The following is a 15,015-nucleotide window of genomic DNA, read 5'->3' as shown; positions in this document are numbered from 1 at the left end:
CGTTTTGCGCCACGCGCAGATCATCTGGCTAGAACCCAGTCGCGCACCTGCAACCGGGCCGGCACTGCAATCGGGTCGGCGCAGCAGACCCAGGTCACGCGATCGGATCCGTCCACGCCAATTGACCCATCACGAGTCCCGCGTCGCGTGACACGATCTGGGCACGACCGGCTACCAGGCGCTTCGGCTTGATGCGGCCAATGACCGCGCCCTCATCAGGGCTGCCGGACAGCATCAAACCAGTGGTACCGAGTTCAGACAGTGCCTGAAGGACAGGTTCGAAGGCAGCGCGCGAAGCACCGCCCATTCGTCTGCTCACGATGACGTGAAGACCCACATCCACAGCCTGAGCAAGTAACGGTTGGAGGGCGATCAGCGGGTTACCTGACTGTGTGGCAACCAGATCGTAGTCATCGACCAGCAGCCACGCCTCGGCGCCCTGCCACCAGGAGCGGTTACGGAGCTGCTCAGTTGTCACAGAGTCACTGGGCAGTCGGGTGCGCAGATACTCAGCCAGATCATTGATTGTCGCTGTCGCATCATCACGCGTGGTCATGTAACCCGCAAGGTACTCCTCGGGAACCTCCCCGAGCAGGGTGCGGCGGTAGTCAACCAGGAAGATCTGGGCCTGTTTCGGTGTACTCGTGCGCATGATTTCACGAGCGACAGTGCGCAGGAATGTGGTCTTGCCGGACTTGGAATCGCCATACAGGTACAGGTGCGATTCGTGGGCAGGATCGAAGACCCATGGGCCCAGTCGGGATTCTTCCACGCCGAGCAGCAATCCCTCGCGGTCCTGCGCGCCCTCCAGTTGCTGGACTTCCTCCACCGTGATGCGTTCGGGCAACAGGCGCAGTTTCGGACCCGGTGCGGGAGCAGCCTTTGCGATGCGCTCAAGCGTTGCGGTAATGCCGGCTGACATGGACGATACGTCGTGGTCACCGTCCTCCCTCGGCAATGCGACGAGGACGTGGTGGCCGCCCATTTCCAAGCCGCGCCCTGGACGACCCTCCGGCACCGTAGCCGCAACCTTGCGGTTGACTTCAGAATCGGTGACGTCGCCCAGCCGCAGCTCCAGCTTTGATCCCATGACGTCACGCACCTGCTGACGCATATCCATCCAGCGTGATGTCGCGACTATCAGGTGGACGCCGAACGACAGAGCTCGCGGCAACATCGCCTGGATTCGCATATCGAGATCCTCGAAGTCGCTGCGCAGGATCGCCCACCCGTCAACGACCAGGAACACATCACCGTATCCGTCGTCGAAACGCCCCTCAGCGCGTCCCTGCCGGTACGTGGAGATGGAGTCGATTCGATTCGCGCGGAAATAGCGTTCACGGTCGACGATGATGGACTCGATCTCGGCAAGCATACGGTTGAGGACGTCGGGGGTATCACGCGTCGCCACGCCAGCGATGTGGGGTGCGTCCGCAAAGGCTGAGAAGGTGCCGCCGCCCAGATCAATGATGTAGAACTGGACTTCCTGCGGTGTGTGCGTCAACGACAGTGCCATGACCAGTGTGCGCAGCGCGGTGGACTTACCTGACAGTGGACCACCCACAATGGCCATGTGACCACCCGCGCCGGACAGGTCATATTCCAGTGTCTCACGGCGCTGTTCCAGCGGAACGTCAGTGGTGCCCATCGGGACACGCAGACGGCCTTTCGCACGCCACGATTGTGAAACCAATCCCAGGCGCGGATCAGCATCCAGATCCGGCATGAGGGCGTCCAACGTATCCGGAATATCCAGGGGCGGCAGCCACACCTGGTGAGCTTCAGGTCCGTGACCCACCATCTTGGCAACCGCAATATCCATCTGTGTCATATCCGCCCACTGACGGTCCTCAGGGGCGACATATTCGTTGCGAGCTTCTTCCTGCTCGCGATCAGAATCCTGGTCAGAGTTATCCTCGTCAAGCGAAAGCTGAGGAGTGGAGGTGAACGGGAGGATCGTGAGCGCCGACTCGGGGGAGCCGGCCTGCTCGCCTGAGCGTGGAGCGTGGGAACGTGCCGGCGGGGGAGCGGCAACATACGAGGCGCGGAAACGCACCATCTGATCAGTACCGGTCTTCAGATATCCGACACCTGGAATCGATGGCAGCTCATACGCATCCGTCACACCCAGCACGGAACGTGACTCCTGACCGGAGAATGTACGCAAGCCCATGCGATAGGACAGGTGCGAATCCAGCCCGCGCAGACGGCCTTCTTCCAGGCGCTGAGAGGCCAGCAGCAAGTGGATCGACATGGATCGCCCCAGACGACCGATTTGTACGAACAGATCAATGAAGTCAGGTTTGGCCGACAACAGTTCGGAAAACTCGTCGAGGATGATGAACAGTGCCGGCATCGGCGGATACTCGTGTTTCCCGGCGCGCCGATCTGCCTCGTAATCCGTGACGTTGGCGTAGTTGCCGGCCTTTCGCAGCAGCTCCTGGCGTCGCACCATTTCGCCGCGCAGGGCCTCCTGCATACGGTCAACCAGGAACAGTTCCGACTCAAGGTTGGAAATGACGGCCGATACGTGCGGCAGCTTGCCCATTCCCCAGAACGTCGCGCCACCCTTGAAGTCAACCAGCACGAAGTTGAGCTGCTCGGGGGAGTGGGTCAGCGCCATTGCCAGCACCAGAGTCCTGAGTACCTCAGACTTACCTGAACCAGTCGCACCGATCAGCAGGCCATGCGGGCCCATACCTTGCTGAGCTGATTCCTTGATGTCCAGCAGGACGGGGATCCCCTCGGGCGTCACACCGAACGGAACACGCAGCAAGTCGCGCCCGGTGCGGTACTTCCATTCCTTATCTGGATCGAAGTCGCGCACATCCGGCAGGTGCAGCAGCGTCATCAGGTCTTCCGAACGTGCGGGGTCTGAGCGGCCGGCAGGTTTGTCGGCGGAACGTTTCTCGCCTTCGCTCCAGAATGCGGTGCGTCGGCTCAGTGCTTCAGCCTGCTCGATGCTCATCTCATCGGGTTGGGCGACGATGGGGCGCTGATCCATCAGCACGACTTCCATGACTCGCCGATCGGTAGGATCCTTGTGTTCGTACGGGTGAATCAGCAGGCGCATCGTGCTGCGTGAGACGAGCGGTCCCCACTTTTCGAGAACCTTGATAACGGTGACGCCCAGACATCCTTCGAGTGACCCGAGGCGCGTTTGTGACGGCATGTTCGCATCGTCGACGATCAGCACGAGGTGCGGCCACTGCACGTTTTCGTCACGTGGTCGGAACGTGCCGCGCGTGGTGAACTCCTCACCCAGCAGGTTTTCCAGTTCGGCGTAGTCGCTGGTGATCATTCGTGCAGGGCCGAGGGCGTCCCGCTCCTCTGATGAACGCGCATGCGGGGCCCACTTGACCCACTCCCACTGCGGGCGTGCCTCCTCGGAGCACAACACGGCGACTTTCAGGGCGCCTGGACCGATGAATGTCAGCAGGTGGCACAGCATGGCACGTGCCTGCGCGCGGGCCACATCGTGCCGCCCTGCAACCTCAATATGGGAGAATTCTCCGATCATGACGCCGAAAGGCACATGATCAATGTTGGAAAACGTCTCCACGAACCGGTTGAGCGCACTATGGCAGACGATGTCGGGGTTGGCCATCGGAGGAAGCTCAGGTACGTCAAGATCCATTGAGAGTGCTTGTGTTGAAGAGCCAATTCGCATGTTGAGCGCGTCAGCATCCCCTGGGGCTCGTTCCCACAGACGGGCGCGGTCCTGCGCAATCAGCGTTAAAGCCAGCGGGTCGGGTAAGTGCCAGCGGATATAGGCGCGCTGTTTGCGCTCAGCAGTGCGGACGGTCTGGCGCATTTCTGACAGGTAGGCGAGGTATTCCCGGCGGGTCGTCACCACTTTTTGACGGTGCCCGCCGATCTGGCGGTAGATATTGAAACCGACCATGGATAGCATCGCGAAAACCATGGCGCCGCCCATCATGAGCATGCGCGGGTTGTTGTTCGCACTCATGACCATAAAGATCATGACACCCATCGATCCGAACATCGGGACAACCGTCATCAGGACATTGCCCATACCAGGCGGTTCAACCTGATCCGGAGGCCCCTCGATCGGGATCGTACCCGCAGGCAGCTCCGGCGAGCTGACCCGGTCTGGGGATGCGTCCTCTTCTGCCATATTTTCACCTCAAATGGTGGTCTTGACATGAAATGCATGCGCATCTCATATTATCTTGATAGTGGGGATAGAACGAGAGGTTCACCAGCTCGAAGGACAGGACAGCCTATGACATCGGTTGCGCAGGCCACTATCGAGCAGGCTGGTACCCGGTCAGATGTCGCCGTCCCTGTCGGCACGACGGTGTCAGGCTTGCTTGCGATGATGAATGTGGATACGTCGATGGGCGACGTCCGCATCACGCTGCCGAGCGGCAAGCCGGTGTCCCCTTCTCAAGCGCTGGGACGAGATCTTCCGTCCGGCACTATTCTGTCGGTCGCCAGTGGACTAGCGTCCGACCGGGCGCAAGTCAGGGCCCGTGAATACGCCGAGGCCCCCTGGTTCAACCGCCTTCTGGGCATCGTGGGCATCATGATTGCCGTCGTTGGGCTTGAAGCGGCCTGCATTATCGCCCCACTGGTGGCACGGTCCGCCATGATTCCACAAGGCGTGCGCATTGGTGCCGGCATCGTGTCGATCCTCCTGATTCATCCCCTGATTTTCCGAGGTCGTCTGCACGCGGGAACCGCAGCCTGCCTGGCGCTGAGTTCCTTCATCGGCGTGGCATCCCTGGCGTTGCTTCCTCCGCAGGCCCCCGTTTCCATCGTTCTTGCACCCCCCATGCTGTGTTGGGTTGCGTTTGGAGTATCGCTTCTGTATTGGCTGACGACTCGCCTGCCTTCGGCGGCGGCCAGCGCTGTCGCTTTCGGTGTGTTAGCTGCTGTGCTGTCCATGACCACGGCGTTCCAGATTCCGTGGTCCACGATCATGCCGATCGGCTTGGCGTTGCTGGTGTTGGCCCTGGCGATTGTGCCTCAGACAGCGGTGCGGATTCCTGAAACGCAGCTCCTCGACCTCCCACTGGTCACCACGTCAGCGCCTGCGGTGCGTCAAGCGAAAGTGGCATCACCCTCGCGGATCACGCATGCACGTGTGGAGCGCACCGTGCGGGAGGCATCCGGGATTCTGGATACGCTGGTCATCATCTGTTGTGTGGCGGTTTGCGTCACGATTCCAACGGTGGCGAGCCGAGTTGACCTGACCTCGTGGCACGGACGCGTCGGCACTGCGACGGTTGTGTGCGCAATTCTTGCCCTCTCACTTACGCCCCGCAATACGCGTTCGAAAGCATTTCGCATCGGCCCGCGCGTATGCGCAACGGCTCTGGCGGGCGCGCTCATCATGTCCCCGACGGGGCAACAGGTGGCAGGACCTCTTGGCGTTGGCGGGATGCTGGCAATCAGCGGCATCGCAGTGGTGTGCGCGGCCATGCTGGTCTCACGCCGTGACGAGGGCGCCGCGTTCCTCGGCCGGGTCGGAGACATTGCCCAGTCAATTTCACTGGTGTTCATCTTGCCGTGCGCCGTATTCTCTACCGGCTTATTTGACGTGATCCGACAGGTGGCATCGTAACTATGACGTCTATTCCTTCCACTGCACCAGCTCAAAGCCCGATGCGCACGCAGATACCGCGCGGAACGCAATCACGTCCCTCCTCGCAAAGAAGCGCCCCCACCTCCAGTGGTAACCCGGCGTCGCGAAACCTGCGGGTCGGCTCGTACATGATCGACCTGCTGATGATCTGGGCGTGTGCAGCGCTTGCATGGTTCATCCGACCGTCTCTTATCTTCGTCGGCACTATCGTGCTGGAACTGTTCCTGGTTCTGACGCTTGTGCGCGCCCGTACCGGACGCACCTTGGGAGCACTGGCCACACGTACCGTCGCGGTCGCAGCGGGTACGGATCACGCACCGGGACTTAAACGTCAGGGAATTCGCAGCGCCATCATCGGTTTACTGCACGTCACGGTTATCGGGCCTGTGATCGTGGTGTGGCTGGGTAAAGATGGCCGCGATTGGGTTGATTCGCTCGCGGGTACGGCGACACTTGATTTGCGCTCACCGCTCAGGCGCCCGACAACGGCCCCCGACGCCTATGGCCGGCAGACTACTCACACACTGACATCGGAGAACACCGGCTGGACTGGGCCAGCCTCACCCTCGTCGCACCCGATGGACGAGGGTGACGCGCGAGTCCCCGGACCGTCGATGCCACCGGCACCTCAGCCGCAACCACAGGAGCAGGCTGGTTCACAGCAGAGCCAGCGCTCGTTTGGCATGTGGATGCCGAGCCTGTCATCTCCCGGGCTGAAACCGACAGGTGCGGGATCCTTTGCCGTTCCGTCACAGCCCAAACCGTCGTTGGCTCCGCGCCAGGCTCATCCCCAGGAAGCACCCGACCCACTGGCACAGCCTGAGGTGACACCGGCCCAGTCAGCCCAGCCCGATGGCTTCTCCGTTATCGTTCCACCAGCAGCGCCAGCGCAACCTGCTCCTGACGTGGCTCATCCGGAGCCGATTGCTTCAAATTCGGCTGCAGTTCCGCTGGCTAGCCAGTCTGCCGCCGGAGTCGAGAAGCCAGAGAATAGTGACGACACTTCTGCACCTGCACCGGAGGAGCAGCTGGATCGAGCCGGCACGCCGAAGCCTGACACGCAGCATGATCAGAAGAACGCTGAAATATGGCTGGTATTCGATTCAGGTGAGAAAGAAGCGGTGATTGGTACGACAGTCATTGGACGCGCACCTGTCACGATGTCACCGAGTGAACGTGCTGTCACTGTCGAGGACTCAACGCGCTCACTGTCTCGCACTCATCTGCGCTTGGGTCCTGCTCCCGGCGGAGTGTGGGTGGAGGATGCTTTTTCTGCGAACGGCACGTCGGTCACGTTACCTGACGGTTCAGTGTTTGAACTGGAGCGAGGAAATCGTCAGGCTGTCCCAATTGGCGCAACACTTCGTGCTGGAGAACGGTCGATCACCATCAACTCGCCCCACAGTCACCAGTGATGGCTCTAGTGGGGAGCTCCCGGACTGTCTGACTGCCACTGCGGATCATCGGCTGACGTGGGCGAGAACTTCGTGTCAGCGGGGTCTCAACGAAATACGTAGTCGGTATCGCCGTGATGAATGATGGACGAGCTTAAGTCAGGAAAATAGCGCGTGCAGGAGGGCGAAAAGATCGAACAGTTCCCCTGGTGCGACAGTGGCGAGGCGTCAGCGGGTGCTATGAACGGCAGGTTCGGCAGTGACAGGAATGTCACTCGGGTAAGCGGCGCCCTCATCATCGGCAGGCATGACGAACCACAATATGAGGTAGAGCATGATGCCTGACCCAGGAAGCGGCAGCGTTGCGATAAACAGCAGGCGCACAAGGATCAGATCCCAACCAAGGTATCGGGCGATACCAGCGCATACACCTCCGAGAAAACGATGCTGAGTGTCTCGGCTGAAAACCCTGCGAGAGTAACCCGTTGTGACTTGTTCATTCATGGAACCATTCCACCTGATAACAGGCATTGAGCGCTATCGGGGAAAGCCCTGAGATCTCCCTGAGGCACCCGAGCATTCGTCCACTTTCGCCCTGGCAGCCCCTTCGCAGATGCGCGGTCGCCCTCGCCAATGAGGAGCCGGTGGGCGAGGCGGTGAGCGGACGGAATTATTCTTCTGGCGAATTGTGGAAGCTTTCAGCGCTTTCAAGGCCTGCGCGCGGTGACCAAGGTCCCAGTTTTGGTACAGTTGGCACGAAGGCGCCCGAGGACGGGTGCGTCACGAGAGAAACGAGAGATGAGGACCTCGATGGTCAAGTATGTTTACGATTTCTCCGAGGGCAACAAGTCCATGAAGGATTTGCTCGGGGGTAAGGGCGCAAACCTCGCTGAGATGACGCGACTGGGTTTGCCTGTTCCGCCTGGATTCACGATTTCCACCGAAGCCTGCCGGGCTTACCTGAAAGATGGAAGCGTGCCAGACACCCTCGAGACCGAGGTGACCGCAGCACTGCGTAGCGTTGAAGACACCATGGGCCGCCAACTCGGAGCAGGCGATGACCCGCTGCTCGTCTCGGTCCGGTCAGGCGCGAAATTCTCCATGCCCGGCATGATGGAAACAGTACTGAACATTGGCTTGAACGATGAATCAGTCGAAGGCCTGACGAAAGTTTCCGGATCAGAGCGTTTCGCATGGGACTCCTACCGCCGCCTGATCCAGATGTTCGGCAAGACGGTGCTGGACATCGATGGTGATCTGTTCTCCGACGCGTTGGATTCACTGAAGAAGGAACGCGGCGTTGAGGCCGACGTTGACCTGACCGCAGAGGACATGCGCACGCTGGTTGACACATTCAAGAAGATCGTGCGTGACGCCACCGGCCAAGACTTCCCACAGGACCCTCGCACTCAGATGGACATGGCCACCGAGGCTGTTTTCCGTTCATGGAACACGGAGCGTGCACGCATCTACCGTCGTCGCGAGCGCATTCCGGATGATCTGGGCACCGCCGTCAACATCTGCACCATGGTGTTCGGCAACATGGGTGACACCTCCGGTACGGGCGTGTGCTTCACCCGCGACCCTTCCACCGGACACTCAGGCGTGTACGGCGACTACCTGCCGAACGCTCAGGGCGAAGACGTCGTGGCCGGCATTCGTAACACTCTGCAGCTGTCAGCTCTGGAAGAGCGCGATCCCAAGTCGTACCAGGAACTGCGTGCCATCATGCGCAAGCTTGAAACTCACTATCGCGACCTGTGTGACATTGAGTTCACCATCGAGCGCGGCAAGCTGTGGATGCTGCAGACCCGCGTTGGCAAGCGCACTGCCGCCGCCGCCTTCCGTGTTGCCACCCAGCTGGTTGACGAGAAGATGATTACCCGCGACGAAGCCCTCGGCCGCGTTACTGGTGACCAGCTCACTCAGTTGATGTTCCCGCAGTTTGATGCGAGCGCACAGAAGGAACTGATCGCCCGCGGCATGCCTGCATCTCCCGGTGCGGCAGTCGGAAAGATTGTCTTTGACAACGCTCAGGCTGAAGCTGCGGCCCGCGATGGAGTGAAGTGTGTGCTGGTTCGTCGTGAGACGAACCCTGATGATCTGCCCGGTATGGTTGCCGCCGAGGGTGTCCTGACCGCCCGTGGTGGCAAGACCTCTCACGCAGCTGTTGTGGCACGTGGCATGGGCAAGACCGCTGTGGTGGGCGCTGACGCGCTGGATATTGATGCCGCCGCCGGAACCGTCAAGGTGGATGGTCGTGTTCTGACCTCTGAAGACACGATCGGCATCGACGGATCCACCGGTGAAATTTTCCTTGGTGACGTTCCGGTTTCGGATTCACCTGTGACGACCTATCTGTCGCACGGACTGGAGGCGGGCCTGGAGGTTGCTGGCGATGATGCGGATATGCGTGAGCTGATTGCAGCTGTTGACCGAATTCTGGTGCACGCTGACGAGGTACGTCGCCTGCATGTGCGCGCCAATGCGGATACTCCTGAAGACTCACGTCGCGCGCTCGAGTTCGGAGCGGAAGGTATCGGCTTGTGCCGCACCGAGCATATGTTCCTGGGTGATCGTCGCCCGCTGGTTGAGCGCGCCATCCTGTCTGAAGCCGGATCGAAGGATCGTCAGGATGCGTTCGATGAGCTGGAGAAACTGCAGAAGCAGGACTTCCTCGAGATGCTCGAGGTTATGGATGACAAGTCGATGACGGTGCGTCTGATTGACCCGCCGCTGCATGAGTTCCTGCCGGATTTGACCAGCATGGAAATCAAGTTTGCCGTGGCCAAGGCCAAGGGCGAGACGGTTGATCCAGCTGATGAGAAGATGCTGGCCACCGTGCGCCGTATGCATGAGGACAACCCGATGCTGGGTCTGCGTGGCGTCCGCCTGGGCATTTACCTGCCAGGCCTGTTCGAATTGCAGATCCGCGCACTGTGCGAAGCTGCTGCCGAACTTGTTGCACGCGGGCTGCACCCGCATCCGGAGGTCATGGTTCCGCTGGTCGCATCCGAGCGTGAACTTCAGCTGATCCGCGAATCGGCTGAAGAGATTATCGCAGCGGTGTCCAAGGACAAGAACGTTGACCTGTCGGGTGTGACAATTGGCGCCATGATTGAGCTGCCTCGCGCAGCCATGACCGCTGAGGATCTGGCACACGCAGCCGACTTCTTCTCATTCGGCACGAACGACCTGACCCAGACCGCCTGGGGCTTCTCGCGCGATGACGTGGAAGGCGTGTTCTTCCCCGAGTACATCGATGCCGGCATCTTCGGCGTCTCTCCGTTCGAGACAATCGACCAGCACGGTGTGGGTGCCCTGGTGCGTGAAGGCGTTGAGCGTGCCCGTTCCACCAAGCCGGAAATCAAGCTCGGCGTGTGTGGCGAGCATGGCGGCGACCCGGCCTCCATCCACTTCTTCTCGAAAGTGGGCTTGAACTACGTGTCGTGCTCCCCGTTCCGCGTCCCCGTTGCGCGTCTGGAAGCAGGCCGCGCCGCGGTGGCCTCCGAAGAGAACTGATCCGCGCCGCACCTGTTCAGGCAGCGCCGTCACGCCGGCCGCGTCGGCCGCGTCGATGAGCTGTCTGTCGGTGCATCAGCTGCAAGGGCTGTACCTGGTATCACTGCCGGGTACAGCCCTTCGCGTTTTCGCGTGGCGGTGTGGCGGGCCGGTGGTGTGGCGGGCCGCCGGGGTGCACGACTTACTAAAACTAAGCGCCCCAGATGCACGACTCACTAAAATTGGCCCTTTGGCCTGCACGACTTACTAAATTTAACGCCCCGCCATTTCGGCCGATTTTCAAACACGCTGGTCACGGGGTATTTGGATTGTCGAGGGCGTCCCTATCCACTGTTGATCAAGGGGATTGTGCAGAAATTGGAGACTTTTTAGTGAGTTGTGCATGTGTACGCAGAGGATTAAGTAAGTCGTGTATGTGGGCGCAGAAGATTTAGTGAGTTGTGCACGTGTGAAGGCTGAATCCAGGGCATGGTGCGCTCCTTGTCCTGGAGTGACATGGCCGGGGGCGGGGCCAGCGGGCGCCCTCGTCGATGTGCCTCGACTGCTCAATGGTGAGCGAAGTCATGCCGGTGTGACGAAAAGACAAAAAATCCTGAAGTGTCGCAAAAATGGCTGTTCTGTTGCCAAAACGGAACCAATGAGACTGAGCACGATGCTAGTAAAGTTAGTGGCACCTAAGTTATACTGCGTTGAGCAGCAAAGAAGAAAAGTCAGGCACGTCGATTGGTCTTGTCGCCAGCGGTCGGAAGCTTAACTTACGAAATAAGGGAGGCTCACATCGTGAGCACAGCTCGACTCGAGCATCGCATTGAGCCACAGCGCCTAGTCGGTGTGGCATGCGTCGTAGCGTTAATGGCAATCCTTATGGCAATGCTGGCACTGCCCGCTCATGCGCAACCAGCCCCAGCATCCACACTCATCTCAGCAGAACAACCGGCACACGACTCATGGAGCTCCGTGGCCAAAGAGATGGGCTCGATTCTGGACGACGCAGTGGAGAAATACCAGGGAGGTGACGCAAAAGGCGGTAAAGACACCGTCAATGTGGCGTACTACCAGCGCTATGAGACGCTTGGCTTTGAAAAGCAGGTCATGGCGCGTATCTCCGGTGCACGCGTGTCGACAGTGGAGATGGAATTCTCGCTGCTGAAGAAAGCCATGAGTGACGGTGACGATGCGGGAGTGACTCAGCACGCCGACACCCTCAAGACCATGCTGGTTGAAGACGCGGCAACCCTTGACGGCGGCTCAGCCGACGGCGAGTCATACAGCCCCGGACCGTGGGGCCAGGTCGCCAAGGAAATGAACGGCATCCTCGATGAGGCCGTGGACCACTTCAAGAACGGTGACATTGAAGCTGGCAAGGACACCGTGAACGTGGCGTACTACCAGCGATACGAAACTCTCGGATTTGAAAAGCAGGTCATGGCGCGTATCTCCGGCACTCGCGTGTCGACAGTGGAGATGGAATTCTCGCTGCTGAAAAAGGCGATGAACGATGGCAATGCTGACGTTGTCGACCAGCACGCCACCACGCTGAAGAACTACATTCGTGAAGATGCCAACACCCTCGATGGGTACGAAGGAACAGGTGCGACCGAAAGCAGCCCATGGCTGTCCGCATTCCTGCCCGCCTTCCTCATCATCTTGCGTGAAGGCTTCGAGGCAATCCTTGTTGTCGGCGCTGTCATCGCCTACCTGATCAAAGCGGGCCACGGTGACAAGACCAAAGTCGTGTGGGCCGGCACCGGAGTCGCCATCGTGTGCTCCATTGTGCTGGCTGTGCTGCTGAGCAACATCACGGCACTTGCCGGACATAACCAAGAACTCATCGAAGGCCTCACAGCACTGCTGGCTGTGGCCATGCTCATCTGGGTGTCCAACTGGATGATCGGCAAGTCAAGCCAGGCGGCCTGGGATCGGTTCATCAAGTCGAAGACGGAGCGCTCCTTGTCGCAGGGCTCCCTGTTCTCACTGGCCTTCATCGCATTCCTCGCGGTTTTCCGTGAAGGCGCAGAAACAATCCTGTTCTACCTTCCTGTCATCGCCCAAGCTGGCAACCAGGTGCATTACGTGTGGGTCGGTCTGGGCGTAGGCGCTGTGTGCCTGGTCATCGTCTACCTGATGATCCGACTGCTGGCTGTCAGAATCCCGCTGCGACCATTCTTCATCGTCACATCGATTCTGCTGGCGATCATGGCGATCACATTCACCGGCTCCGGTATCAAGGAGCTACAGGAAGCTGACGTGTTCCCGCTGACACCAATCAACGGGGCGCCCACCATAGATCTTCTGGGAATCTATCCCAGAGTCGAGAACCTGGCTGCTCAAGGTCTCGTTCTCCTGATCATTATCGGCCTGTTCGTTTGGGGCTCCCGACGTAATCGGGCGCAGGCTGCAGCCGATAATGCCACCCCATCTGAAGATAAAACGGAGACAGTTCAATGAAAATTCGTTTACGTCAAGTCGGTGCTGCTCTGACTGCACTCGTTGTTGCCGGTACGCTCGGTGCCTGCTCACAGCAGGGATCAACCAATGAGAGCGGCGCCTCTGACAACTCCACCACTCAGTCCGCTGCAGGCGACGCTGCTGAAAGCGCTGGTGGCGACGCAGCGGCTGCCCCAGGTGAAGACGCAGGCTTCCAGGAAAATCCGCTCGGCGATGACATTTACCTGGACAACGACCGCGTGAAGGTCGGCGGCGTCTACTTCCAGCCCGTTGACATGGAGCCTCAGATGGGTGTTCCCAAAGAGGAATCATCCATGCACCTCGAAGCTGACATTGCAGCTGGTGAAAACGACCTGGGCTACGGCGTCGGCGACTTCATTCCCGGCCTGACCGTGACCTACAAGCTGTACAAGGCAGGCACCAAGGATGTCGTGCAGGAAGGCGCCTTCATGCCGATGGTTGCCAACGACGGCCCGCACTACGGCCTGAACCTGCCCAAGCTGGATGCAGGCACCTACGACGTTGAAATCACCATCGAGTCTCCTGAAAAGGACGGCTGGATGCTGCACGTCGACAAGACCACTGGTGTGACCGGCCGCTACTGGACTGAGCCGCTGGTTGCAACGTTCAAGAACTTCCAGTGGGATCCAACCGCTGTCGAATGGTGAGCCTGACCTGCACCATTTGTTAAACGTATGAGCTGGGGCAGGGTGCTTGCGCACCCGGCCCCAGCTTGGTGCGTCAATGAAAGGTTGATTGATGATTCAGCAGATTGTTGAAATAGTCTCCACCACTCTCTTGCTGGCACTCGCCCTTGGGGCTCTCAGCGCGGCAGTACCCAGCATGGGGGGAGGCCAAAAAGGCCGCAAACCTGGATACCGCTCCATTATCTGGGGTGCGCTTGCGGGAGTCGCCCTCGGCGGTGTACTGACCATCGTGCACCTGCTGATTCCGCGTCAGATCAACCGCCAGGACATCACGTTCTGGGCGCTGATTCCCACAGTCATCCTGGCCGCTGTGACCCTCGTGATGGTGTGGCGGGTACGGGGTCGTGCTCGAAAAGGCGTTGAGGCAAGCTCAACGCAGCGTCGCGCAGCGCTGTGGGTTGCTGCAGCATATGCAGCCATGGCGACCTTCCGGGTGGCCCCCACCGCGCTCCTTCAGATCCGAACCTTCGTCTCTCCCAACACGTCCCTGGTGTCCACCGACACCGTCAAGAACATCGTCGGATACCTCATCGGCGTCGCCCTGGTCGCCCTGCTGGCCGTGGGTGTGCGCAAACTGTGCGAACGCGGTGCCCTGCTGGCACCGATCATGTCAACAGTGGGTGTCGGCATCCTGACACTGACACACGTGATCCTTATCGTCCGCATCCTGCAGGCCAAGCGGATCATTCACCTGCCCGGCGCGATCTTCGAATCCATCGCGTGGACCATCAACCACGAAGATGCCATCACCCTGGTGGCCACCGCACTGGTCGCAGTGGCCTCAATCCTGGTGTGGATCCGGTCGCGATCGCTGCCCAAGGACGGTCCGAACCCTGCTGTGCGTCGCCTCCGCCTGGCTGAAGCAAAGTCGTGGCGCCGCCTGTCTGCCGGCTCCCTCTTGGCATGTGCGGCAGCAGGTGCCGTGCTGACTATTGGGGCTGCAATCAGTTCGGCAACCGTTGAACTGTCCCAACCTGAACCGTTTGAAGTGTCAGGTGACCAGGCAGTCGTGCAGCTCGATAAAGTCTCAGATGGGCATTTGCACCGATTCGCCTACACCACGTCAACGGGCATTGAAGTGCGTTTCATCGTCATCCAGAAAGCCGGATCCTCCTTCGGGGTGGGCCTGGATGCGTGCGAGATCTGCGGCCCGACCGGGTATTACGAAAAGGACGGGAAAGTCATCTGCAAGCTGTGCGAAGTGGCCATGAACATCGCCACGATCGGATTCAAGGGCGGATGCAACCCGATCCCGATTGACTATGAAGTGTCGAACGGCACGCTGTCGGTGCCCATCGCCCAACTTGAAGCTGCAGCGAGCGTCTTCGCATGA

Annotated in this window: 8 protein-coding genes; 6 read left to right on the top strand and 2 right to left on the bottom strand. The window is 59.9% G+C overall.

Annotated features, from left to right (window positions below):
• Positions 1-94 precede the first annotated feature (94 nt).
• Positions 95-4,138 carry a type VII secretion protein EccCa gene (eccCa, locus tag AC1EJ1_RS04535; RefSeq protein ID WP_480295400.1) on the bottom strand — a complete coding sequence of 1,348 codons (4,044 nt, stop codon included), beginning with the start codon at positions 4,136-4,138 and terminating at the stop codon, positions 95-97.
• A gap of 108 nt (positions 4,139-4,246) precedes the next feature.
• On the opposite strand from eccCa, the gene AC1EJ1_RS04530 reads away from it, so the two are divergent.
• Together AC1EJ1_RS04530 and AC1EJ1_RS04525 are read left to right on the top strand one after the other, a co-directional pair.
• Entirely contained in the window at positions 4,247-5,590 is a 1,344-nt protein-coding gene (locus AC1EJ1_RS04530) for a hypothetical protein (RefSeq protein WP_480295399.1), read from the top strand.
• 2 nt (positions 5,591-5,592) lie between these two features.
• Positions 5,593-7,026: an FHA domain-containing protein gene (locus tag AC1EJ1_RS04525; RefSeq protein WP_480295398.1), complete on the top strand. Its 1,434-nt coding sequence runs from the start codon at positions 5,593-5,595 to the stop codon at positions 7,024-7,026.
• A gap of 207 nt (positions 7,027-7,233) precedes the next feature.
• Here AC1EJ1_RS04525 and AC1EJ1_RS04520 read toward each other — a convergent pair whose 3' ends face one another.
• Positions 7,234-7,509, bottom strand: a complete 276-nt coding sequence (locus tag AC1EJ1_RS04520; RefSeq protein ID WP_480294465.1) for a PspC domain-containing protein — start codon at positions 7,507-7,509, stop codon at positions 7,234-7,236.
• Between the two features lie 306 nt (positions 7,510-7,815).
• On the opposite strand from AC1EJ1_RS04520, the gene ppdK reads away from it, so the two are divergent.
• The 4 genes from ppdK to AC1EJ1_RS04500 all read left to right on the top strand — a co-directional run bounded on the left by ppdK (position 7,816) and on the right by AC1EJ1_RS04500 (position 15,015).
• A complete protein-coding gene (ppdK, locus tag AC1EJ1_RS04515; RefSeq protein ID WP_480295397.1) occupies positions 7,816-10,527 on the top strand; it encodes a pyruvate, phosphate dikinase in 2,712 nt (903 codons plus the stop codon).
• Positions 10,528-11,307: 780 nt separating this feature from the next.
• Complete coding sequence (locus AC1EJ1_RS04510; RefSeq protein WP_443592065.1) at positions 11,308-12,975, top strand: FTR1 family iron permease; 1,668 nt, start codon at positions 11,308-11,310, stop codon at positions 12,973-12,975.
• Complete coding sequence (locus AC1EJ1_RS04505; RefSeq protein ID WP_058237786.1) at positions 12,972-13,643, top strand: iron transporter; 672 nt, start codon at positions 12,972-12,974, stop codon at positions 13,641-13,643. Before AC1EJ1_RS04510 ends, AC1EJ1_RS04505 begins: the two co-directional genes overlap by 4 nt.
• 91 nt (positions 13,644-13,734) lie before the next feature.
• A complete protein-coding gene (locus AC1EJ1_RS04500; protein ID WP_058237787.1) occupies positions 13,735-15,015 on the top strand; it encodes a Fe-S-containing protein in 1,281 nt (426 codons plus the stop codon).

The sequence above is a fragment of the Pauljensenia sp. C0170B4 genome, from assembly GCF_056590235.1.
This window is presented reverse-complemented; position numbering and strand designations above follow the sequence as displayed.

Coding starts and splice junctions, on each gene's coding strand:
- eccCa (WP_480295400.1), bottom strand. CDS start 4,138: ATGGCAGAAGAGGACGCATCCCCAGACCGGGTCAGCTCGCCGGAGCTG.
- AC1EJ1_RS04530 (WP_480295399.1), top strand. CDS start 4,247: ATGACATCGGTTGCGCAGGCCACTATCGAGCAGGCTGGTACCCGGTCA.
- AC1EJ1_RS04525 (WP_480295398.1), top strand. CDS start 5,593: ATGACGTCTATTCCTTCCACTGCACCAGCTCAAAGCCCGATGCGCACG.
- AC1EJ1_RS04520 (WP_480294465.1), bottom strand. CDS start 7,509: ATGAATGAACAAGTCACAACGGGTTACTCTCGCAGGGTTTTCAGCCGA.
- ppdK (WP_480295397.1), top strand. CDS start 7,816: ATGGTCAAGTATGTTTACGATTTCTCCGAGGGCAACAAGTCCATGAAG.
- AC1EJ1_RS04505 (WP_058237786.1), top strand. CDS start 12,972: ATGAAAATTCGTTTACGTCAAGTCGGTGCTGCTCTGACTGCACTCGTT.
- AC1EJ1_RS04500 (WP_058237787.1), top strand. CDS start 13,735: ATGATTCAGCAGATTGTTGAAATAGTCTCCACCACTCTCTTGCTGGCA.